Here is a 22,146-nt window from a genome sequence, read left to right as displayed (position 1 = left end):
TAGACTTGGAGTGTGGCCCGCCAGGGGGAGAAGGGACCGGAATGACCGCATTCTCGCTCGATCCGGAACAGATCGCCTGGTGCACGAAGCTACGGGCCGTCGCCGCCGACGTCCTGCGCCCCCTGGCCGAGAAGGGCGAACCGGGCCACGTCAACCGCCCACTCCTCGCAGAACTGGCCCAACTCGGCCTCCTGAAGCGCCTGTTCACCTCCGGCGCCCTCGACCTGTGCCTGATGCGAGAGTCCCTCGCGTACACCTGCACGGAAGCGGAAACAGCCCTGGCGCTCCAGGGCCTGGGCGCACACCCGGTCCACGCGTACGGAACCCCGGCCCAACGCGACCGCTGGCTGCCACGCGTTGCCGAGGGCACGGCCGTGGCGGCCTTCGCCCTGAGCGAGCCGGGCGCGGGCTCGGACGCGGCGGCGCTGGCCCTCCGGGCGGAACAGGACACCGCGCCGCAGGCCGAGGCCGACGGCCCGGCCCGCTGGCGCCTCACCGGCGAGAAGTGCTGGATCTCCAACGCGCCCGAAGCCGACTTCTACACCGTCTTCGCCCGCACCACGCCCGACGCCGGCGCCCGCGGGGTGACCGCCTTCCTCGTCCCCGCCGACCGCCCCGGACTCACCGGCACCCCCCTCGACATGCTCTCCCCGCACCCCATCGGCACCCTCTCCTTCGACGCCGTACCGGTGACCGCGGGCGACATCCTCGGCGAACCCGACCGCGGCTTCCGCGTCGCGATGAACACCCTCAACCTGTTCCGCCCGAGCGTCGGCGCCTTCGCGGTCGGCATGGCACAGGCCGCGCTGGACGCCACCCTCACGCACACCGCGGGACGCGACGCGTTCGGCGGCAAACTGAGCGACCTGCAGACCGTGGCCCACCAGGTCGCCGAAATGGCCCAGCGGACGGAGGCGGCTCGCCTGATGGTCTACGCGGCGGCAGCGGCGTACGACGAAGGCGCCCCCGACGTCCCGAAACGCGCCGCGATGGCGAAGCTGCTCGCCACCGAGACCGCGCAGTACGTGGTCGACGCCGCCGTCCAACTGCACGGCGCCCGCGCCCTGCGCCGCGGCCACCTCCTCGAACACCTCTACCGCGAGGTACGCGCCCCACGGATCTACGAGGGCGCGAGCGAGGTCCAACGGGCGGTCATCGCGAAGGAGTTGTACCGGGAATTGGGTGACAGGGAGCTGGACGGCGGGGGACTGGACGGCAGAGGGCCGTACGCGGAGGGGGACCGCTCATGACCACCGAGCGCGTCAACCCACCCGAACTCTCCCCGCCCACCGGCTTCTCCCACGCCGTCACCACCACCGGCTCCCGCGTCGTCTACCTCGCCGGCCAGACCGCCCTCGACGCCGAGGGCAAGGTCGTCGGAACCACGCTCCCCGACCAGTTCGAACGCGCCCTCACGAACCTCCTCACCGCCCTGCGCGCCGCCGGAGGCACTCCCACCGACCTCGCCCGCGTCACCGTCTACACCACGGACGTGGCCGACTACCGCACCCACGCCCCCGAACTCGGCCGCATCTGGCGCAAGCTGGCAGGCCCCGAATACCCGGCCATGGCCGTCCTCGGAGTCGTACGCCTCTGGGACACCCAGGCTCTGGTGGAACTCGACGGGGTGGCGGTCCTTCCGTAAGTCACGGTGAGGTCTCGCGCCCCTAAAGGAGGCCGCAGGCCTTCCTTTTAGGGGCGCGGGGCTGTATCGATTTGCGGCTCCGCCGCGATGGGGGTCCCCCCGCTCGAGCGAAGCCGAGAGTGGGGGAGCGACCAGCCACGACGGACCCGCGGTGTGGAGCCGAACCGCACAGATTCCGCACCCAGCGGAGCGCTCACGCCGCGATGCTCAGCTGCTCGGCCGGTGCACGGTGCGGAGCGATGACCCGGCCGTCAGGAAGGAGGGCGCCGGTGTCGTCGAAGGTGATGGCGCCGTCGCAGAGGAGGTACCAGCCCTGCTCGGGGTGGGCGGCGACGATGTGTGCTGTGTCGCGGCCGGAGCTGTCGGAGCGGCCGGAGCGGTCGGACGACGGGCAGGAATTCCGGTGAGTACACATGGCGTACCTCCACGTGCGACGGGTTCGGGCGACGTGGTCGCCGCCTCGTACCTAGACCATGCCTCCGGCTGTGAACTCAGCGGAACCGCTGCCCGTGAAGCGTGACAACACGCGGACAAGACACGGACACGCCTCGGACGTCCCCAGGACGGACGGTACGGACTAGCCACCAAAGGGTGACGTTCACGGCCATGGCGATGATCGCCGGGTACCTCTGGGAATCCCAACCAAGGAGGTAATCCGATGTTCCTACGAAAGACTGTCGGCGTGGCCGCCGGAGCGGCGCTGCTGATGCTCGCCGCCTCGTCCGCCACCGCTTTCGACGAACCGGCCGATCCCGATCCCGCCGACTCCACCGTCGCCGCCGACATGGTGACCATCGACGAGACCGGCCAGATCGCGTCGGACGGCACTGTCACCCTCTCCGGCACCTACCGCTGCCGGCACAGCTCGGGCCCGGTGTACGTGAGCTCGTCGCTGGCCGCCGAGGACAGAACCTACGAGCTGTACGGCATCGGCGGCACCCGCGCGATCTGCGACGGAACCGAGCGCACCTGGTCGAACACCGGACGGACGCTGGGCCGCTTCCAGCCCGGCCCGGCCCATGTCGAAGCCACGCTGCTGGAACTCCACAGCGACGACGGACCTTTCGGCCTCCCCATCCCCCGGCCGAACGTACGCGTGACCCACGAGCAGGGCATCGAGCTCAGCGAAGGCTGACGCCCCGCACAGGACCTGACGTCCACCGGACGTCGTCCACCGAACGTCCGGCCCGGAGGCACCCCCCTGCCTCCAGGCCCCGGGGAAGGAGCGCGCGATGTTGTCGGTCGTGGTGCCCTGTTTCAACGAGGAGCAGGTGCTCGAGGCGTTCAACGACGAACTCCACGCGCGGCTCGACGAACTGAGGGAGCCGTACGAGGTGGTGTTCGTCGACGACGGGTCCACCGACGGCACGCTGTCCCTGCTGCGCGCGTTCGCCTTCCGTGACCCTCGCGTCCGCTACCTGTCCCTGTCGCGGAACTTCGGCAAGGAAGCCGGTCTGCTCGCGGGCCTGCACGAGGCCGCCGGGGACCACATCGCCATCATGGACGCCGACCTCCAGCACCCGCCCGCCCTGCTCGGCAGGATGCTCGACCTGCGGCGCGAAGGCTTCGACCAGGTCGTCGCCCGCCGCTCTCGCGACCACGACGGCCCGCTGCGGACCCTGCTGAGCCGCGGCTACTACCGGTTCCTCAACCACTGGGCGGATGTCGAACTGGTCGACGGCGCCGGGGACTTCCGCCTGCTCTCGCGCCGCGCCGTGGACGCCCTGTTGGAGCTGGGCGAGCGCAACCGCTTCTCCAAGGGCCTGTTCTCGTGGATCGGCTTCAGCACCGTCTTCTTCGACTACCAGGACACCCCACGCGCCGGAGGCGACAGCAAGTGGAGCTACCCCAAGCTCCTCAACTACGCGGTGGACGGCCTGGTCTCCTTCAACAGCCGCCCCCTGCGACTGGCCATCCACCTCGGGTTCCTGCTCTCCGCCCTGGCCCTCGGCTACGCCGCCTGGACGGTCGGCGCCGTGCTCCTCGGCGGCGTCACCGCACCCGGGTACGTCACCCTGCTCGTCGCGGTCACCGGCTTCGGCGGCATGCAGATGGTGCTGCTCGGCCTCATCGGCGAGTACATCGGCCGGGTCTACCACGAGTGCAAGCAGCGCCCGCACTACCTGGTGAGCGAGCGCCCGCCCGCGGACGTCACCCGTCCGCCCGCTCTGCGGACCCGCTCCTCGTGAAGGGACAGCTCCTGCGGTTCGCACTGGTCGGGGCCGTCAACACCGGGACGTACTACGCCCTTTACCGGTTGCTGTGCCTGTGGACGCCGTATCTGGTCGGGCATGTCCTGGCGACCCTGCTGAGCATGATCGGCTCCTTCTTCATGAACGTCCGTTTCACCTACCGCACCAACCCGAGCTGGCAGAAGTTCGTGCTGTTCCCGCTGACGAACGCCGCGAACCTCCTGCTCACCACGGCCGGGGTCTACGGGCTGGTCTCCGGACTCGGCATGGACGCGCGGATCGCCCCGCTGATCGCCGCCGTCGGCGCGATCCCCATAACCTTCCTGATCGCCCGCCGCATCCTGGTGCCGGCATGAAGACCCGTGCCGGCGGACCCGGCCTGGCCGCGGCGATCGCCATGGCCGCCTTCGTCATCTCGGGCGCGGTGCGCGGCACGTACCCCTTCGGGGACCGCTCGCGTGCCGTCAACGACCTCGGCAACCAGTTCGTGCCCTTCCACGCCCACCTGTGGGACCTGCTGCACGGCACCTCGTCCGGCGACCTCTTCTTCAACTGGAACAGCGCCTTCGGAGTGCCGTACTGGGCGGACTTCGTCAGCTTCCTCGGCAACCCCTTCTCGCCGCTCGTCGCGGCCTTCCCACGGCGCCAGGTCGACCTCGGCGTCTACGTGGGGGAGTGCCTGAGCATCGGGCTCGGCGCGGCCGTCATGACGTGGTGGCTGCGGCGGCTGCAGCCCGGCTCCTGGTGGCAGTCGGGCCTGCTCGGTGCCGCGTACGCACTGTCGGGCTGGACGCTCAACGACGGCGTGTTCGACCCGATGTGGCTGTGGGGCCTGACGGCGTTCCCGCTGATGCTGCTGGCGCTAGGGCCTGTGTCGGAAGTGGCGCCTGCCGGGCGACGCCTGGCACGCTCCCCCACTGCCTTAAGGGCGTGGGAGGTGCCCCCACTCGCCGCACCGGGCGAAAGCCCAAGTACGTCCGGTCCATCGACGGGGCCTTCCACCCGGCACGCCGAGAGCACGCTCCCCCACGCTCGAACCCGAGCTCGCGCGGGGGGACCCCCATCGCCGCCGCCCGGCCCGCCCTCCGGGCGAACGACGCCACTTCCGACACAGGCCCTAGACCGCTGTACGCGCGAGCGCGGCTGGCTGTGGGCCGCGCCCATGGTGGGCCTGGCCTGGGCCGGGAACTTCTACACCGCGTTGATGGCCGCCGTCGGGACCATCGTCGTCGGTGCCGTGCTGCTGGCCACCCGCGAGTGGAGCCGGGCGGGGCTGCTGCGGTTCTTCGGCCGTACGGCCCTCACCTTCGCGCTCGGCACGGCGCTCGCCGCGCCCGTGATCTGGCCCTCGTACCTGGCCGCCGCGGGTGCCCAGCCGATTCCCGCGCTGCCCTACAGCCGTCCGCCCGCGTTGGAGTATCTGCTCCAGCTGCTGCCCGCGCAGCGGGGGTTCGGCAGCCTGCCCCGGTTCTTCGTGGGCATGCTCGCGCTGCTGCTTGTGCTCGCCTTCCCGCTCAGCCGGCATATCCCCGTGCGTACGCGGGTGGCGTGGTGTGCGGCGCTGGCCGTCGTCGTCGCCTCCTTCTGCTCGCTGCCGACGGTCAGGCTCTGGTACGGCCTCTCCCTGCCCAACGGCAGTCCGTACCGCGCGTCGTTCGTGCTCGCCGGTCTGCTGGTCTCGGTCGCGTGGCTCTGCCTCGCCCACCGGCCACGGCCCGGGCCGCTGCTCGCCGCCGGTGCGGCTACCTGCGTCCTCGCCGCCGCGTCCGTACGCAACGAGAACGGCGTGAGCCATCTGACCTGGCTCGTGGTCCTCGGCTCGGGAGGGCTCACCCTGGCGCTTCTGCTGCTGTTCGCCCGAAAGCGCGGCGCCCGGCTGATCGGCGCCGCACTCGCCGTGCTCGTGCTCGCCGAGTTCGCGGCCAGCGGTGTCGCCGTCGACCAACAGCGCCACAAGCTGGCCTTCTACACCCCCAAGCCCACCTGGGGCGCCCGGCACGACACGGTACGCGAAGCCGTCACCCGGGTCGCCGACTGGCCCGCTCACCGCACCGACACCGGCCCGCCCGAGATCGTCAACAACGACCCGCAGCTCCTGGGCGGCGAGGGCCCGGCCTACTACAGCAGCTACGTGCCGAAGCAGACCGCCCGCCTCCTGCGGCGCCTCGGCTACTCCTGGACCATGTACGGCCGCCATCTGATCCCCCAGGACAACCCGGTCGCCGACGCGGTCTTCTCCGTCGGCGCCCGCATCCGGCACACCGACGCCCCGGGACGCGTACGCGTCGAACGCTTCCCCGCGCCGCCGCTGGTGACCGTCCACCCACGCGCCGCACCTCAACTGCCACCCGGTTCCTCGTCGTTCGCCCACCAGCAGGCGGCACTGGGACACCAGGTGTACGAGCTGCCGCGGATCTCCTTCGCCGGTGCGCACGGTCCGGAGCCGCGGCGCGCGTCAGGCCCGTACCGGCTGACCGTCGCGGGCGCCCCGTACCGGATCACCGCCCGATGCCGCCCCGGCAGCCGCCTGTACGTCGACGGCTCCTGGACCGACGCGATGCTCGCGGGCTCCGGCGGGAGGTCCGTACGCCTCTGGGGCGAGCGCCCCGAGAAGGCGGTGGCCACCAAGCCGCTCGGCACCGTCCCGGCGGACGGCCGTGTCACGGTCACCATCGCCACGGTCTTCCAGGACACCGAACTGCCGCGCTCACCCCTGGCCTGCCTGGACCCCGCCGAACTCAGGCGGGCGATCGCGGACCTACGAGCCCGGGGCGCCACCCATGTCACGGCGGGCGGCCACAGCGTACGCGCCACACTCCCGCCCGGTTCCAAGGGCACGGCCGTCATCGCCACCGCCCGCACACCGGGCTGGCGCTGCGCGGTCGACGGCGGCCCGATGCGCGCCCCGCAGAGCCGCCTGGGTCTGATCGCGGTCCCGTTGCCGGACGCCTCCGAGCACCAACTCCACTGCTCCTTCCGCCCACCCGGCCTGCGCGCGGCATCGGCGGTGAGCGCGGGGGCGGTGGTGCTGCTGTGCGTGGCCGCGTTTCTTCGAAGGGCGCGGCGGCTCGGCGCAGTCCTCCGGCGGTGACAGGCTCAGGTGTCGATCAGAGGTTCGTGGACGTGCCCGCACGGCTATACGCTCGGCGACCTGTGGGGCGCGCAGAGCTCCAGCCCCGAGACCAATCGGAGAAGTGACTGATGGAGACCAGCGGACAACAGTTCATCGCGGGCAAGCGCCGCTCCGGCACGTCCGGCGAGCAGCACTCGGTGACCAACCCGGCCACCGGCGAGGTCCTGGCCACCGACACCCTGGCAGGCCCTGAGGACGTCAACGAGGCGGTCGCCGCCGCCCGCGCCGCCTTCGCCGAGTGGTCGCGCACCACCCCCGCCGAACGCTCCGAGGCCATGCTGCGCTGGGCAGACCGACTCCAGGCCCGCAGCGAGGAGTTCGCCGACACCGAGAGCCGTATCGGCGGCAAACCGATCCGGCTGACCCGCGGCTTCGACATCCCCGGCAGCATCGACAACGTACGGTTCTTCGCCGGCGCCGCACGCAACCTTGAAGGCCGCGCCTCGGCGGAGTACTCCGGCGACCACACCTCCACCGTCCGCCGCGAACCCATCGGCGTGATCGGCTCCATCGCCCCCTGGAACTACCCGCTGCAGATGGCCGCCTGGAAGGTGCTGCCCGCCGTCGCCGCCGGCAACACAGTCGTGTTGAAGCCGTCCGAACTCACCCCGCTCACCTCGGTGATGTTCGCCGAAGCGGCGCAGGAGGCCGGGATCCCCGACGGCGTGATCAACATCGTCACCGGCAGCGGCCCCGTCGCCGGGCAGGCCCTGGTCACCCACCCCGACATCGCCATGGTCTCCTTCACCGGCTCCACCGCGGTCGGCCGCCAAGTCGCCGCGCAAGCCGCCGGGTTGGCCAAGCGAGTCCATCTCGAACTCGGCGGCAAGGCCCCCTTCGTCGTCTTCGACGACGCCGACCTGGAGGCCGCCGCCCGCGGCGCCGTGGCCGGAGCCCTCATCAACGCCGGCCAGGACTGCACGGCCGCCACCCGCGCCTACGTCCAACGCCCCCTGTACGAGGCGTTCGTGGCCCGCGTCGCCGAGCTGATGGACGGCGTACGCCTGGGCCCGGTCGACGACCCCGCCACCGACATGGGCTCGCTGATCTCCCTCCGGCAGCGTGACAAGGTCGCCGCCATGGTGGAGAACGCGCGTGAGGCCGGAGCCACGATCGTGCGCGGCGGGAGGATCCCCGACGGGCCGCTGGGCCAGGGCGCCTACTACGAGCCCACCCTCATCACCGACGCCGCACAGGACTCCGCCATCGTCCAGCAGGAGATCTTCGGCCCGGTCCTCGTCTGCCTGCCCTTCGACAGCGACAACGACGCCATCCGCCTGGCCAACGACACGCCGTACGGCCTTGCCGCCTCCGCCTGGACCAGCAACGTCTTCCGCGCCGGACGCGCCAGCCGCGAGATCCAGGCCGGCTGCGTCTGGATCAACGACCACATCCCGATCATCAGCGAGATGCCGCACGGCGGCTACAAGGCCTCCGGCTTCGGCAAGGACATGTCGGTGTATTCCTTCGACGAGTACACCAACATCAAGCACGTCATGTCGGAGAACACCGGCGAGCGGCACAAGTCCTGGCACGACGTGGTCTTCACCAGCCGCTGACCCACCACAGACGGCCATCGACCACGACGTCGGTGTCGAGGAATTCGGAACCCTGTCGGAACAGGTGGGTGATCGGCCCAGGGATCGGCTCAGAACATCGTGTTGTCGTTGGCGGAGGTCGCCGGCACGTCCTGGAGTACGTCCCAGTGCTCGACGATCTTGCCGTTCCTGCCGACGCGGAAGATGTCCACGACGGACTGGCCGCGGTCCTCGGGGCTGAGGCGGTAGTGGGCGTGGATGGCCACCATGTCGCCCTCGGCGATGACCCGCTTGCGCTCGACGATCAGGTTCGGGAACTGCTGGAAGAAGCTGGTGAACTGCTCGCGCAGGCCGGCCGAGCCGTTGGGGATGGTGGGATTGTGCTGGTAGTACTCCGGAGCCAGGTACCGGACCGCGTCGGGGTTCTTGTCGACGAGGAGCGTGTCGAAGTACTTGGTCGCCACCTTCTGGCTGAAGGGCGTCAGCCAGCGCGGGCCCGGCTGGTTCGTGCGCGGGTGGCTGACCGTGCCGAACATGTCGTTGCCGTTGACGGTGCTCGCCGGCACGTCCTGCAGGATGTCCCAGTGCTCGGCGATCATGCCGCTCTTCGGGTCGAAGCGGAACATGTCGACCAGGGCTACGCCGCGGGTGCCGGGTTCGTTGATCACGTTGCCGTGGACGATGACCATGTTTCCCTGGGCGAGGACCCGCTTGACGTTGTACGTCAGGTCCGGGTACCGCGCGGTCTCGAAGCGGACGAAGTCCTTGAGCGCCTCGGTGCCGTCGGCCGCGTTGGGGTTGTGCTGGATGTAGTCGGGGCGGATGTGGCGGTCGGCGGCCGACAGGTCACCGTGCTCGAAGAGCCGCTTGAGCACGTGGACGGCGACGCGCTTGTTGCGCTCCTGCGTGACGGGGCTGGTGTGCCGGGCGTCGGCGGTGGCCCCGCCGTGTGAGGGCGCGGAGGCGGTGGCGGCGGGCGTGAAGCCGGCCACGGCTCCGACGGTCGCGGCGGCGACCAGGGTGGCGACGGCCTTGCGGGACAGGTGGGTGCTGCGCATGACGGTGTTCTCCAATGCTGTGCGGGGAAACGAAGACGAAGGGATGGGGATCAGGCGGGCGTGAAGGCGAGGAGGAACTCGACGGTTCCCTCGTCCTCGACCGTGATCCCGCCGAAGTTCGGTGCGTCGACGCCGTAGTCGGCGAAGGTGAGGGGGATGGAGCCGTTGGTGCGGAAGCCGTCGGCGGTGCGCTGGGCGGTGAGCTCGAAGGTGACGGGGTTGGTCTCGCCGTGGATGGTCAGCTCACCCGTGGCCTCGGCGGTGACCTGTTCGCCGACGTCCGGGGCCGAGCCGAAGTCAGCGGGTTCGGTGAGCTCGAAGGTGGCCTCCGGGAACTGCTCGGTGTTCATGATCCGGCCGCGGAACTGGGCGTCACGCTCGTCGGAGTCGCTCGCCACCGAGGCCAGGTCGACGGTGATGGTGCCGCTGGTGGCGCGGGTGCCCTCGATCTCCAGGTCTCCGGTGACCTCTTCGGTGCGGCCCACGGCGGTGACGTTCTGGCCGAAGAGGACCTCGTCGACGCGGTAACCGGCCTGCGATCCGCTGCTCACCCGCCATGAGCCCTCGACGCCGTCCCTCGCCTGCTCTCCGGACCCGGAGGATCCGTCGGGGGACGCTTCCGACCCCGGTGGGGAACTGTCGAGCGAGAGCGCGGCCGGTGGCTCGTCCGCGATGTAGTTGATGTAGACGTACGGGCCTCCGATGCCCAGTACGGCGACGACAGCCACGCCCGCGATCAGCCAGCGCTTCCAGTGCCTGCGGATGCTGCCTGCCATGGTGTTCTCCTAGCTTTTGTTTGAGGATTTCAACTGAACTTTCAAGTATTTGTTTATGGGTAGCCGTAGCTGTCCGGCGTACGAGGGGGAGGGGTCGGGGTCTTGAGGGTGCGGCTCAGCCGTGGGCGGCGAGCGAGATGTGCTCCCACTCGGCCCAGGTGGCCAGCTTCTGCGCGTAGTGGTCCTTGGTCATCTGGATCGGCGGCCGGCCGAAGAACACCCGCAGCGGCGGGTTCTCGGCATCCACGATCTTCAGTAGTGCCGGGCCGACGGCCTTGGGGTCGCCCAGGTCGGACAGGTCCAGGCCCTCGGTCAGGGCCTGGCGGACCCCGTCGTAGACCGGGTTGGGCTCGGACCGGGCCGCGGAGGCGCCGGGCCAGTCGGTGGGGTACGGACCCGGCTCGACCAAGGTGACCTTGATGTTCTGCCCGGCGACCTCTCCGGCCAGCGCCTCGGACAGCCCCTCGACGGCCCACTTGGAGGCGGCGTAGACACCGAGGCTGGGGATGGCGAGGACGCCACCGACCGAGCTGACCTGCACGATGTGGCCACCGCCCTGGGCGCGCAGCAGGGGCAGGGCGGCCTGGGTGACCCAGAGCACGCCGAAGAAGTTGGCCTCCATCTGATCGCGCGCCTCGGCCTCGGTCAGTTCCTCGACCATGCCGAAGTGGCCGTAACCGGCGTTGTTGACGACGACGTCCAGGCCCCCGAAGTGCGCGTGGGCCTGCTTGACCGCGTCGAACGCGGCGGCCTTGTCTGTGACGTCCAGCGCCAGCGCGAGCAGCTGGTCGCCGTAGGTGATCGCGAGGTCCGTCAGGGACTCGGTGTTCCGTGCGGTCGCCGCGACCTTGTCGCCGCGCTCCAGTGCCGCCTCGACGAACGAGCGGCCCAGGCCGCGGGACGAACCGGTGACGAACCAGATCTTGGACATGGAAATCCTTCGTGGAAACAGGGGTGGATCAGAAGCGGGGTCAGACAAGTGCTCCTGGTTTGCTACGCTCAAAACGGAGGAGCCTCCGGATTTGATTGAAACCTTAAATGGAGGAGCCTCCGCTTGTCCAGGAGGAAGGATTGCTGTGACCGGCAACACACGCGGAATGCGTGCCGACGCGCGGCGCAACCGGGAGCGTCTGCTCGACGCAGCTGTGCGGGCCTTCTCCGAACGGGGCCTCGACGCCTCGCTCGAGGCCATCGCCAGGGACGCCGGTGTGGGTATCGGGACCCTTTACCGGCACTTCCCCACCCGTGAGGCGCTGGTGGAGGCCGCCTACCGCAACGAGCTCGCCCGGGTCTGCGACAGCGCCACGGAGTTGCTCGACCAGTTCCCGCCCGACCAGGCGATGCGGCTGTGGATGGACCGGTTCATCGACTACCTGACCACCAAGGAGGGCATGGCGGAGGCGTTGAAGGCCGTCATCGCCTCCGGCGCCGATCCGTTCGCCGAGAGTCTCGACCGGCTCAGCACGGCCATCAGCACGCTGCTGGACGCCGGGGCCAAGGCGGGCGCTCTGCGCTCGGACATCGATCCTCTGGACGTCGGATTCGCCCTCGGCGGCATCCTCCTGATCACCAGTGACGAAGGACAACGCGACCGTGCGGGCCGCATGCTCGATCTGCTCCTCGACGGGCTTCGGTACCGCGCCGGCTGAATTGGAGACCCCATGCGACTGGGCGTACACATCACCCGCTTCAACCACACCGACGGCCCAGCCGCCCTCGGCCCCGAGCTGGCCACGGTGGGCGCTGCGGCGGAGGCGGCAGGCGTCAGCCGACTCTCCGTCATGGACCACTACTTCCAGATGGAGGCATACGGGCTCACCGCGACGGAGCCCATGCTGGAGGGCTACACCACCCTCGGCTACCTCGCGGCGCACACCTCCACGACACAACTGGGCCTGCTCGTCACGGGAGTGACGTACCGTCACCCCGGCCTGCTGGCCAAGATCGTCACCTCTCTCGACGTACTCTCCGGCGGCCGGGCCTTCCTCGGTGCCGGCGCCGCCTGGTACGAGCGCGAACACACGGCCCTGGGCGTCCCGTTCCCTCCAGTCGCCGAGCGCTTCGAGCGGCTGGAGGAGACCCTGCGCATCTGCCGGCAGATGTGGGACCCGCAGAACAACGGCCCCTTCGAGGGCAAGCACTACCAGCTGGCCGAAACGCTCAACGTACCGGCGCCGGTGAGCACCCCGCACCCGGAGATCATGATCGGTGGCGGTGGGGAGAAGAAGACCCTGCGGCTCGTCGCCCAGTACGCGGACGCCTGCAACCTCTTCGGCTCCAGCCCGGCGGAGGTCGGGCACAAGCTGAACGTGCTGCGCGATCACTGCGAGGACGTCGGCCGTGACTACGCGGCCATCCGCAAAACCGTCCTCTACATCGACCCCAGCGGCGTGCTCGACGGCTTCCCCGAGGCCATGGCCGGCTACGCCGCTCTGGGCATCGACGAGGCCATTGTCGCGCCGCCGGAGGACGCCCCGGCCCAGTGGATCGAGCGGCATGCCGCCCCGGCGGCACGGGCGGTGGCCGAGCTGGGCTGACGGCACGTCACCGGCTCAGATTCTCGAACAGGACCATTCCGGCCGCCGTGTTCGACGCGGGCACGTGGTACGTCTCGTGCACGCGTCGGATCCGGGGCCCGAGCGCGCCGCGCATGATCAGCCACATGATCATCTCGATGCCCTCGGAGCCGGCCTCGCGGATGTACTCCTCGCGCGTCAGTACGGCCAGCTTGTCGGGGTCGTGCTCGATCGCGTCGAGGTACATCCGGTCGAAGTCCTGGTTGATCAACCCCGCGCGGGCGCCCGCGAGTTGGTGGGACATGCCGCCGGTACCGAAGACCGCCACCCTGAGGTCCTCGGGGAAGGACCGGATCGCCTCGCCGAGCGCGCGACCGAGGGCCAGGCAGCGCGCGGCGGTGGGCTGCGGGTACTGGATGACGTTCACCAGGAGGGGCACCACCGCGCACGGCCAGCGTTCGCCGGGGTCCGGGCAGTACACCGACAGCGGAACGGTCAGGCCGTGGTCGACATCGAGTTCCTGATAGACGGTCAGGTCGAAGGAGCTGTCGATCAGGCTCTCGACGAGATGGTCGGAGAACTCGGGCGCGCCGATGACCGCCGGCACGGGGCGGCTGCCCCATCCCTCGTCGGCCACTCGGTACGACTCCGCCGTCCCGAGCGCGAAGGTCGGGGTGACACTCATGTCGAGGGCGTTGGCATGGTCGTTGTAGATGACGATCGCGACATCGGGGGTGTGCTCGGCCATCCACTTCCGCGCCGGTGCGTAGCCGTCGAACAGCGGCTTCCAGTACGGGTCTTCGGTCTTCCCGTGGTCCATGGCCGCACCGATCGACGGCACGTGCGAGGTGGCCAGACCCCAGATCACCTCAGCCAAAGTTCCGCCCTCCCGCTTTCAGCGCCTCCGCGAACTCCTCGGTGGTCATGCCGGTGAACACCCCGCCGAGGTACTGCATGGATTTCTGGTCGACCATGGCGAGCTTGAAGACGTAGAAGATGGAGCCGCCCAGCTCCATCATCCGGTTCCAGTCCCGCGTGAGGACGGCGTCCCGCTGCGCGACCGTGAGCCCGTACGCCTCGCAGTACGAGGCCTCGTCGGCTTTGAACCTCTCCCGGTTCTCGGCTTCCTTGAGGGACCCGCAGAGCCGGTTCAGTGCTCGGCCGCGGCGGTTCTCCGCGGCGTCGAAGACGTAGGTGCCGGGGACCTGGGGTGTGCTGCTGGACATCCCGTTTCCTCTCCCGTGTCGTTGCCGGTCAAGGCGCCTTCTCCTGCGGATGGGTGGCGAGTGCCTCGACGGTGATGTCCATCCACTTCCACATCGGCAGGGAGGCGAGCGCGTCGTGCAGCTGAGCCGGGTCGGCCGCCTCGTACAGGCCGATCGTGGCGTTGCGGCCCGGAACCCGCCACAGCCGCTTGAGGATGCCGGCCTCCCTGAGCTGCATGGCCCGTTCGCGCTCGCCCTTGCGCAGGGCCTCGCGTACGTCGTCGGGGGTGTCCGGGGGCAGGGTGTTCTCGGTGCGTACGAGGAATTCCATGGGGCGTCCCTTCACGGATCGGGTCACGGATCGGGTCAGGCTGCCGCGATCTCCAACAGCAGTTCGGCCAGTTCACCGGGAGCCGTGACCATGGCCTCATGGCCGGTGGCGATCTCGTGGACCGGCCAGCCGCGGGCGGCGGCCCGCTCGGCGTGCGGGGTGAACACCCGCATCCAGTCGGTGCATTCGACGAAGACGCCGGGGACCTGGTCCGCCTTACCGGTCAGACGCAGCGGCTCGGTGTAGGTCAGCCATGGGTGCGGGGTCAGCCGGGGGCCGAGCCAGTCGAGGTCCGTCTGCTCCTCGACGCCGAGCACGCTCAGCGAGCGCACCGGGATGAGCCAGCCGAAGCCGGGTCCGGCCACGGACTCCCGGTAGTGCCCGGCGACTTGAGCGGGCAGCAGATCGATCGCCGCCTCACCGTCGGCGCCGACGAAGGCGTCGAGGTGGACCCGCCGCGCCAGCCGGTCCGGGATCCGGTCCGCGACCCCGGTGACGACCTGGCCGGCGTAACTGTGCCCGACCAGTACGACGTCCCGTGCGTCGTGGGCCTTGATCAGCGCCACGATGTCCTCGATGTGCGTGGTCAGCCCGACCTGCGGGCTGAGCAGATGGGCGCGGTCGCTCACCCCGGTCAGCGTGGGAGTGTGCACCTCGTGCCCGGCCGCGCGCAGCGCCGGGGCCACGCGCTGCCACACCCAGCCGCCGTGCCAGGCTCCGTGGAGCAGTACGAAGACGTGGCGGCCGCTCATACGGACGCCCGGGGCCGCGTGCCGCCACTCTGCTGTTCGCGGGCGAGCATCTTCGTCACCGCGCGGCGTCCGCGGAGTGCGGCGAGGTCGGACCTGATGCTGGACTCGGCGGTGCCGCCCGGGTCGGTGGCGTACATGACCTCCTGCGCCTCCAGGGCGTCGACGTCCTCCTGCATCACGGCGAGCTGCTGCTCGTGCTGGAACTTCGTCAGCTCCTGGTCGTCGATGAGGTAGTCGCGGCCCAGGGCGTAGAAGTCGTGCGTCTCGTTGCCGCGTCCCGGCGTCATCCCGTACAGCACCTTCATGTGGAAGCCCTCCGGCTCCTCGGTGCCGGTGGCCGCGACGCGGATGTTGAGGACGAAGATGCCCGGCGGGTAGAAGTCGCCGTCCTGCCAGCGGTCCACCGGCGAGGTCAGCCCGCAGGACTTCTCGTAGAACGGAGGGGCCTCGATGCCGACCATGCGGCGGCTGAAGGCGACCCGGTCGCCGTCCACGGTCACGTCGATCGGGGTCGCGGCGACGGCGGCGTTGCCGATGCTCGTCGGGTGCAGGAACGTCTCGTGGGTGAGGTCGAGCAGGTTCTCCAGGAGCAGCATGTGCCGCGCCTTCAGCGGGACGACGCCGTGCACATGGGTCCACTCCGGGGCGGTCAGCCATGAGGTGTCGGGCAGGAGGCTCTCGTCGGCGAGCTTCGGATCACCGGGCCAGATCCAGATCGCGCCGTCCCGCTCGACCAGAGGGAACCGGCGCAGCGCCGCCTTGGGCCGGTCGGCCTGCTCGGCGACCCCGACGCACACGCCCTGCCCGTCGAAGCGGTAGCCGTGGTAGTCGCACTGGAGCGTGCCCTCGTCGTCCAAGTGACCCAAGGACAAAGGGTATTTGCGGTGGGGGCAGCGGTCCTCGACGGCGGTGACGCTCTGGTCGGGCAGCCGGTAGAAGCAGACCGGGATGTCCGCGATCCAGCGCTGTTTGAGCGTCCGGCCGATCTCGTCGGACCAGGCTCCCAGGTACCAGCCGTTGCGCACGTGCTGTGTCAGTGTCATGGCGGTCCTTTCTTCGGCGGTACACCGAGTTGACGGTGTGTCAGAGGCGTGTGTCAGAGATCCAGGACGAGGCGCCCGCCCCGCGCGCGGGAGACGCAGATCAGCATCGTGTCGTTCGCGGCCCGCTCGTCCTCGGTGAGCAGCGAGTCGCGGTGGTCGACCTCGCCCTCCAGGACGGCGGTCTCGCACGAGCCGCAGATGCCTTCCTCGCAGGAGGACAGGACCGGGATGCCCGCCTGCTCCACGGCCTTGAGGACCGGCAGGCCGGGCGGCACGGTCAGCGTCATCCCGGACGCCCGCAACTCCACCTCGATCGGCTGCTCGGCCTCGCCACCGACGGGCTGCTGCCCGGCCGCCGCGGCGAACCGCTCGACGTTCAGGGACCCGGCCGGCCAGGTGGCGCAGTACGCCTCGACCGCGTCGATGAGCCCCGCGGGGCCGCAGCAGTACACCAGGGCCGAGGGGTCGGGGTCGCCGAGGAAGCCGGTGAGGTCGAGCAGTCCGTACTGGTCCTGCGGCCGTACGGACACGCGGTCGCCGTAGCTTTCCAGTTCGGGCAGGAACGCCATGGAGGCGCGCGTTCGGCCGCCGTAGAGGAGGGACCAGTCGGCCCCTGCGGCCTCGGCTTCGGCGATCATCGGGAGCAGGGGGGTGATGCCGATGCCGCCGCCGATGAACAGGTACTTCGTGGCGGGCCGCAGGAGGAAGTTGTTGCGGGGGCCACGCACGCGGAGTTCGTCGCCCTCCTCGACGTGGTCGTGGATCCACTGCGAGCCGCCGCGTCCGTCGGGCTCCCGGAGTACCGCGATGCGCCAGCGGGCCGTGTTCCCCGCCGGATCCACCGGGCCGCACAGCGAGTACTGACGGGTGACGCCCGTGGGCAGGACGACGTCGATGTGCGCTCCAGGCTGCCAGGGCGGCAGCGGCTCGGCTTCGCCGGAGTTCGGCGCGAGCTCCAGCGATACGACACCTTCCGCCACCGTCTGCCGGGTCACCACGGTGACGGTGCCCTCGAACTCGGTGCCGCGCCGCGCCGCGGACGGCGCTGCGGCTTCGGTGGTACCGAGGGGGCGCGTGTCCGGGGCGGCGGTTGAGGGGCTCGTCAAGTTCGTCATCTCCTCGGTACGGTCGGCAGGTTCACCTCGGCCGCGCTCGGCGGCGGCACGATCGACGCTAGCCATGGGAAATGCCCAGGTCATCGCTCGAATGACCGGACCGGGGCGGCGTATGGTCGTGGCCCGGACTACGTCATCCGTCGCGCGGGCCGGGCGTCCCGGCGTCCCTGTCGAGCCGCGGAGCCTGGTCGAGGTGGATCCGCACTTGGCGGTCGTCCTCGTTCCAGAGGGCTTCCACGACGGCATGCAGCCGCTGGACGTCGATGCGCCACATCGGTGCGCCGTAGCGGTCGTCGCGCGTGATGCCGTCCTGGGGGACGACGTCGGCCAGCAGGTCCCGGCGATCGGACGTACGGGCCGTCTCGCCCGCCTCGCTCGTCTCGTCCGCGAACTCCACGTAGAGGGACGTGTCGCGGAAGGGAACCCAGATGTGCGTGGCCCCACGGCCACCCGTCTCGCACTCGACCGTCATGATCCGTCGCCCGCGCCGGAGTCCTGGGCCGTCTTCCTGGCCCAGGCGACTTCGAGCTTGCCGGTCGGGGTCCGCGGCAGAGCGTCCGTCACGACGACGGATCGCGGCACCTTGTAGCCGGCGAGGCTCCGCCGTACCCAGTCGCGCAGTTCCTCGCCGGTGACGGTCGTGTCCGGCGGGACCGCCACGACGGCCGCCACCCGTTCCCCCCAGGTCTCGTCGGGGACGCCGACCACGACGCAGTCGGTGACCGCGGGGTGCGAGAGCAGGACGTTCTCCACTTCCTGCGGGTGCACCTTCTCCCCGCCCGTGTTGATCAAGCCCGAGCCGCGTCCCAGGAACCGGATCGCGCCGTCGGCCTCGAGGCGGGCGAGGTCGCCGGGGATCGCGTACCGGACCCCGTCGATGGTGCGGAACGTCGTCGCGCTCTTCTCGGCGTCCTTGTAGTAGCCGAGCGGCATGGGCCCGCAGTAGGCGAGGCGCCCGGCCTCGTCACTGCCGGGTTCGACGAACCGGTCACCGGCACCGATCACCCTCGTCGCGGGCACGGGGAAGAAGCGGGCGGGCAGGTCCCGTACGGACGAGGTGATCGCGAAGGCGAAAGGTCCTCCTTCGCTCGATGCGATGGCGTCGATGACCGTGAGCTCGGCACGCTCGTGCAGTTGCCTCTTGAGCACATCGCTGAGAGCGGTGCCGGAGCTGAGGATTCTGCGTACGGAGCGCAGGTCGTGCGGCGGTCCCGTCTGTTCCGCGCGCACGAGTTCGTCGACGAGCGGCCGGCACACGGCGTTGCCCGCGACGATGACCGTCTCGACCCGTTGCTCGGCGATCGTGCGCCAGACGTGCTCCGGGTCGAGGCCGCCCTGGCGCGCGGTGACCGCCCGGCCGCCCACCATCAGGGCGCCCATGGTGTTGAACAGCCCGGTGGCGTGCATCAGCGGCACGACGGGCATGGTGGTCGGGGACCAGCCCCCGTGATGTGCCTTGACGGCGATGGTCACGGCCTCGTCGAGGGTCGCCGGGAGTTCGGTGACCCCGAGCGGGTGGTAGAACGGGACCACGTGGGCGCGCAGCAGATCGCTCTGCCGCCATACGACGCCCTTCGGCTTGCCGGTGGTCCCGCCGGTGTACATGAAGAGCCGGTCCGATCCGGGACGCGGTTGCGGCTCGCGCGGTGCGTGCGCCGCCAGCAGGTCTTCCAGTTCGGGCACGGAGGGACCGGCCGGACCGTCGGCGGGTGGATCGCCCGCCCTCACCAGCAGTTTCAGCGTGTGTACGTGACCGGCGGCGTGCGTGACCCGGTCGGCCAGGGTGCCGCTGAAGACGAGGGCTGCGGCGTCGGCGTCGGTGAGGAGTTCGGAGAGTTCCTCGCCGGTGTAGCGGTAGTTGGCGTTCACCGGCACGGCACCGAGCTTGAAGGCGGCGAAGACCGTCTCCAGGTAGGCGGCGCCGTTGTACAGGTAACAGGCCACGGTGTCGCCCGCCCGTACCCCGGCCACGTCCAGCGCGGCGGCCAGCCGGGACGCGCGCTCGTCGAACTCCCGGTACGTGGTCTCACGACCGGGCTCGGTGATGGCGACGGCATCGGGAAGCGCACGGGAGACCGCCTCCCAGATCGTGCCGATGGACACGTCCATACCTTCAGACCTCCTCGTCCTCGGGGGGCTCGGACAGACCGCGCGGCCGGACACGTCTCGTGTGCGACCCCGTGGATCCGGCGCGGGAGTGTGGGGATCCACGGGGCGCCCTCCCCAACGTAGGCAGGTCTCGGCCGCGCGGGAACGCGAGCAATGACGCGACCGGCTCGGCGTTTCGACCGGGCGGTGAACAGGTCGAATGACGTAGGCCCGGCCCGAATCCGCCGGGCTACGATGCTTGAGCCGACCGCGAGTCGTCCCCGGTTCGCTCACCAGCCCTCCCGCTTCGTCGATGTGTCGACATGGCGCAGTGGCCTTCGGGGCGGGGTTCGTCGCTCGTCGATGATGACGATGGTGAGGAGACCGGTCATGCCAGGTACGCCGCTCGTGGGGTGGGACGACATCGCGGCCGTCGCGCCGGATGGCCTCGCGGTACTGGACTGTGTGGGCCGGTTCGTCCGGCTGAACCCGGCGGCGGTCGCGTTGTGCGGCGCGGGTACGGAGGCCGAACTGCTCGGCGCGCCGGCCCCGTTCGCCCTCGGGGAGGAAGCCGACGCCTGCTGGGCGGGGCTGCTGGACGAGCACTCCGACGAACGGTCGGACGAGCAGGTGGCCCACTGGGTGCCCGACTCCGGAGCCCGGCGCGAGTTCGCCTACCGGGCCCGCACGCTGGCGTCCGACCCGAAGTTCACCGTCGTGTCGTTCCGCGACGTGACCGACGAATCGCACCGGCAGCGCAGGCTCGTGGCGATCGCCCGGACGTCGATCGCGCTGGCCTCGGAGGGGTCGCTCGGCTCGACCCTGGACGCCGTGGCCCAGCAGATCGTGCAGGCCGACGGACTGGCCGGCGCACAGATCCTCACCCTGGACGACACGGGCCGGGAACTGCGGCTGATGGGCTCCGCGGGGCTACGGCACTGGGACTCGTTCCTCGACCGTCTGCTGGAGTGCCGCGACCGCGGCGCCAGGCTGGTCATGCTCGACACCCTGAAGGAACGCGAACCCGTCGTCGTCCCCCACCGGTGGGCCCAGATCCGCGAGGACCCTGCCTGGGAACCGCTGCACTCCTACCTCGGCGAGCTGAACTGGGACTCCTTCGTCAGCGTTCCGTTGATGGCGCGCGGCCGTCCCGAGGGCGTACTGAACGCGTACTTCGCACCCGGGCAGGAGATCGGCAGCCGCACGCTGGAGTTCCTCGCCGCCATGGCGGAACAGGCCGCCCTCGCCGTCGACTACGCCACGCTGCTGCAGAGCGAACGCGAAGGGGCCCGCCGTAACGAGCGCCAGCGCCTCGCCCGCGATCTGCACGACTCGATCGTCCAGCAGGTGTTCTCCATCGGCATGCAGGCCAACGCGGCCGGAGTGCTGGGAAGCCGCGGCGGGCCGGTTCCCGCGCCGGCCGTCCAGAAGTTCGCGGACGAGGTCGGAACCCTCTCCCGGACCGTACTCGCCGACCTGCGGGCGATGGTGCACGAGCTGCGGCCGCCCTCCTCCGCCCGGCTCGGCCTTGAGGACGCGGTGAGCGCGCTCGTCAAAAGCACCGAGAACCGGACGGGTCTCAGCATCCGGCTCCAGTGCGATCAGGAGCTGGACGTGATCGAACCGGAACCGGCCGAGGACATGTACCGGATCGTCGCGGAGGCCATCCACAACGTGGTCAAGCACGCGGAGGCCACCACCGTCACCATCCGCCTCGGCGTCCACGACCACACCCTGACCGCGAGCGTCCGCGACGACGGGCGCGGACTCACGGAATCCGGCGGGCGAAAGGCCGCCCCGGAAGCGAAGGCCGGCCGGACGGCCGGGACGGCCCGGTACCACGGCTACGGACTGACGACCATGCGCGAAAGGGCGGAACGATGGGGCGGCACCATGAGGATCAGATCCGGCGCGAAGAGCGGTACGACCGTGCGCGTCGTCATACCCCTCCCCGTACGGGTGCCGGATTCGCCCCCCACGGCCCCGGAGAACTCCCGGAGCACTCCGCGGGCGGTCCCGCTCCGGGAAGCGACGAACCCCGCCCGATCCGGGTCCTGATCGTCGACGACCACGCCGTCGTACGCCGCGGAATCCGCGCCTATCTCGAGGTCCTGGACGACATGGAGGTGGCCGCCGAGGCCGCCGACGGGCAGGAGGCGCTCACCCGCCTTGACTCGATGGCCGCGCACCGGGAACTGCCGGACGTGGTGCTGATCGACCTGCTCATGCCGAGGATGGACGGGGCGACGGCGATCGGAGTGATCAAGCAGCGCCACCCCGGTCTCCGGGTCGTGGTGCTCACCAGCTTCGGCGAGATGGAACGCGTCCACGCGGCGCTCGCGCAGGGAGCCGCCGGCTACCTCCTCAAGGACGCCGAAGCGGGCGAGGTGGTCGCCGCGATCCGCGCCGCCGCCCGGGGCGAGGTCTTCCTCGACCCCGAGGTGGCCAGGGGACTCACCCAGGAGATCGTTTCGCCACCGACCGGGCTCGCCGCGCTCACCAGCCGGGAACGCGACGTCCTCGTCCTGGTCGCCGAGGGGCGCTCGAACCAGCAGATCGCCGACGAGCTGGTCATCAGCGAGCGCACCGCCCGCACCCACGTGAGCAACGTACTGCGCAAACTCCGGCTCAACTCGCGGACCCAGGCCGCGCTGTTCGCGGTACGGCAGGGGCTGGTGCCGCCGCGGGCCTGACCGGTCGTATGGCCCGTGGCGTCGCGGGCCTGACCGTCACAAAGGGCCGCGGAGGCCGACT

The 22,146-nt window shown here is 70.4% G+C and carries 23 protein-coding genes; 11 read left to right on the top strand and 12 right to left on the bottom strand.

The genetic code is table 11. The features are described 5' to 3' along the window. The first annotated feature begins 41 nt into the window (after positions 1–41). Both IEZ21_RS34470 and IEZ21_RS34465 read left to right on the top strand, forming a co-directional pair. Positions 42–1,250, top strand: a complete 1,209-nt coding sequence (locus IEZ21_RS34470) for an acyl-CoA dehydrogenase family protein (protein WP_189325747.1) — start codon at positions 42–44, stop codon at positions 1,248–1,250. Further along, complete coding sequence (locus IEZ21_RS34465; RefSeq protein ID WP_189325746.1) at positions 1,247–1,645, top strand: RidA family protein; 399 nt, start codon at positions 1,247–1,249, stop codon at positions 1,643–1,645. The genes IEZ21_RS34470 and IEZ21_RS34465 overlap by 4 nt, the downstream gene beginning before the upstream one ends. Positions 1,646–1,838: 193 nt before the next feature. Here IEZ21_RS34465 and IEZ21_RS34460 read toward each other — a convergent pair whose 3' ends face one another. Next, complete coding sequence (locus IEZ21_RS34460; protein ID WP_189325745.1) at positions 1,839–2,060, bottom strand: DUF5999 family protein; 222 nt, start codon at positions 2,058–2,060, stop codon at positions 1,839–1,841. Between the two features lie 243 nt (positions 2,061–2,303). Here IEZ21_RS34460 and IEZ21_RS34455 point away from each other — a divergent pair, with 243 nt between their 5' ends. From IEZ21_RS34455 to IEZ21_RS34435, 5 genes are all read left to right on the top strand, one after another. Then, a complete protein-coding gene (locus IEZ21_RS34455; protein ID WP_189325744.1) occupies positions 2,304–2,780 on the top strand; it encodes a DUF6299 family protein in 477 nt (158 codons plus the stop codon). A 97-nt stretch (positions 2,781–2,877) separates the two neighbouring features. Further along, a complete protein-coding gene (locus IEZ21_RS34450; protein ID WP_189325743.1) occupies positions 2,878–3,834 on the top strand; it encodes a glycosyltransferase family 2 protein in 957 nt (318 codons plus the stop codon). Beyond that, a complete protein-coding gene (locus IEZ21_RS34445) occupies positions 3,831–4,193 on the top strand; it encodes a GtrA family protein (protein ID WP_033326212.1) in 363 nt (120 codons plus the stop codon). Before IEZ21_RS34450 ends, IEZ21_RS34445 begins: the two co-directional genes overlap by 4 nt. Next, positions 4,190–6,928 (top strand): YfhO family protein, encoded by a 2,739-nt coding sequence (locus IEZ21_RS34440; RefSeq protein ID WP_189325742.1) that lies wholly within the window; start codon positions 4,190–4,192, stop codon positions 6,926–6,928. The genes IEZ21_RS34445 and IEZ21_RS34440 overlap by 4 nt, the downstream gene beginning before the upstream one ends. A 110-nt stretch (positions 6,929–7,038) precedes the next feature. Next, on the top strand, positions 7,039–8,529 hold the full coding sequence (locus IEZ21_RS34435) for a gamma-aminobutyraldehyde dehydrogenase (protein ID WP_189325741.1): 1,491 nt from the start codon (positions 7,039–7,041) through the stop codon (positions 8,527–8,529). 89 nt (positions 8,530–8,618) lie between these two features. Here IEZ21_RS34435 and IEZ21_RS34430 read toward each other — a convergent pair whose 3' ends face one another. From IEZ21_RS34430 to IEZ21_RS34420, 3 genes are all read right to left on the bottom strand, one after another. Continuing rightward, positions 8,619–9,566, bottom strand: coding sequence for a nuclear transport factor 2 family protein (locus IEZ21_RS34430; protein ID WP_189325740.1), 948 nt, complete (start codon positions 9,564–9,566; stop codon positions 8,619–8,621). Between the two features lie 50 nt (positions 9,567–9,616). Next, a complete protein-coding gene (locus tag IEZ21_RS34425; protein WP_189325739.1) occupies positions 9,617–10,342 on the bottom strand; it encodes a YceI family protein in 726 nt (241 codons plus the stop codon). A gap of 115 nt (positions 10,343–10,457) precedes the next feature. Then, positions 10,458–11,273, bottom strand: a complete 816-nt coding sequence (locus IEZ21_RS34420) for an SDR family oxidoreductase (RefSeq protein WP_189325738.1) — start codon at positions 11,271–11,273, stop codon at positions 10,458–10,460. Between the two features lie 166 nt (positions 11,274–11,439). On the opposite strand from IEZ21_RS34420, the gene IEZ21_RS34415 reads away from it, so the two are divergent. After that, entirely contained in the window at positions 11,440–11,991 is a 552-nt protein-coding gene (locus IEZ21_RS34415) for a TetR/AcrR family transcriptional regulator (RefSeq protein WP_189325762.1), read from the top strand. A gap of 12 nt (positions 11,992–12,003) precedes the next feature. Then, positions 12,004–12,879, top strand: coding sequence for an LLM class F420-dependent oxidoreductase (locus IEZ21_RS34410; protein ID WP_189325737.1), 876 nt, complete (start codon positions 12,004–12,006; stop codon positions 12,877–12,879). A 7-nt stretch (positions 12,880–12,886) separates the two neighbouring features. On the opposite strand, the gene IEZ21_RS34405 is transcribed toward IEZ21_RS34410, so the two are convergent. From IEZ21_RS34405 to IEZ21_RS34370, 8 genes are all read right to left on the bottom strand, one after another. Then, positions 12,887–13,726, bottom strand: a complete 840-nt coding sequence (locus IEZ21_RS34405; protein ID WP_213089392.1) for a class III extradiol dioxygenase subunit beta — start codon at positions 13,724–13,726, stop codon at positions 12,887–12,889. A gap of 1 nt (position 13,727) precedes the next feature. Next, on the bottom strand, positions 13,728–14,084 hold the full coding sequence (gene ligA, locus IEZ21_RS34400; protein WP_189325735.1) for a protocatechuate 4,5-dioxygenase subunit alpha: 357 nt from the start codon (positions 14,082–14,084) through the stop codon (positions 13,728–13,730). 28 nt (positions 14,085–14,112) lie between these two features. Continuing rightward, positions 14,113–14,394, bottom strand: coding sequence for a muconolactone Delta-isomerase family protein (locus tag IEZ21_RS34395; RefSeq protein ID WP_033326227.1), 282 nt, complete (start codon positions 14,392–14,394; stop codon positions 14,113–14,115). Between the two features lie 35 nt (positions 14,395–14,429). After that, positions 14,430–15,146 (bottom strand): alpha/beta fold hydrolase, encoded by a 717-nt coding sequence (locus tag IEZ21_RS34390; protein ID WP_189325734.1) that lies wholly within the window; start codon positions 15,144–15,146, stop codon positions 14,430–14,432. Further along, on the bottom strand, positions 15,143–16,189 hold the full coding sequence (locus IEZ21_RS34385; protein WP_189325733.1) for a Rieske 2Fe-2S domain-containing protein: 1,047 nt from the start codon (positions 16,187–16,189) through the stop codon (positions 15,143–15,145). Before IEZ21_RS34385 ends, IEZ21_RS34390 begins: the two co-directional genes overlap by 4 nt. 53 nt (positions 16,190–16,242) lie before the next feature. After that, complete coding sequence (locus IEZ21_RS34380) at positions 16,243–17,295, bottom strand: PDR/VanB family oxidoreductase (RefSeq protein WP_246568441.1); 1,053 nt, start codon at positions 17,293–17,295, stop codon at positions 16,243–16,245. Between the two features lie 142 nt (positions 17,296–17,437). Continuing rightward, the gene (locus IEZ21_RS34375) at positions 17,438–17,776 is read right to left on the bottom strand and encodes a hypothetical protein (protein ID WP_189325732.1); all 339 of its coding nucleotides are present in this window, start codon (positions 17,774–17,776) and stop codon (positions 17,438–17,440) included. After that, positions 17,773–19,413, bottom strand: coding sequence for an AMP-binding protein (locus IEZ21_RS34370; RefSeq protein WP_189325731.1), 1,641 nt, complete (start codon positions 19,411–19,413; stop codon positions 17,773–17,775). Before IEZ21_RS34370 ends, IEZ21_RS34375 begins: the two co-directional genes overlap by 4 nt. A 369-nt stretch (positions 19,414–19,782) precedes the next feature. Between IEZ21_RS34370 and IEZ21_RS34365 the strand changes: the two genes are divergently transcribed. Further along, complete coding sequence (locus IEZ21_RS34365; protein ID WP_189325730.1) at positions 19,783–21,450, top strand: sensor histidine kinase; 1,668 nt, start codon at positions 19,783–19,785, stop codon at positions 21,448–21,450. Next, the gene (locus IEZ21_RS34360; RefSeq protein WP_189325760.1) at positions 21,438–22,085 is read left to right on the top strand and encodes a response regulator; all 648 of its coding nucleotides are present in this window, start codon (positions 21,438–21,440) and stop codon (positions 22,083–22,085) included. Before IEZ21_RS34365 ends, IEZ21_RS34360 begins: the two co-directional genes overlap by 13 nt. Positions 22,086–22,146: the final 61 nt, after the last annotated feature.

The sequence above is a fragment of the Streptomyces flaveus genome, from assembly GCF_014647675.1.
Taxonomy (GTDB): Bacteria; Actinomycetota; Actinomycetes; order Streptomycetales; family Streptomycetaceae; genus Streptomyces; species Streptomyces flaveus.
The sequence above is the reverse complement of the archived record's forward strand: the minus strand, read 5'-3'. Positions and strand labels throughout refer to the sequence as shown.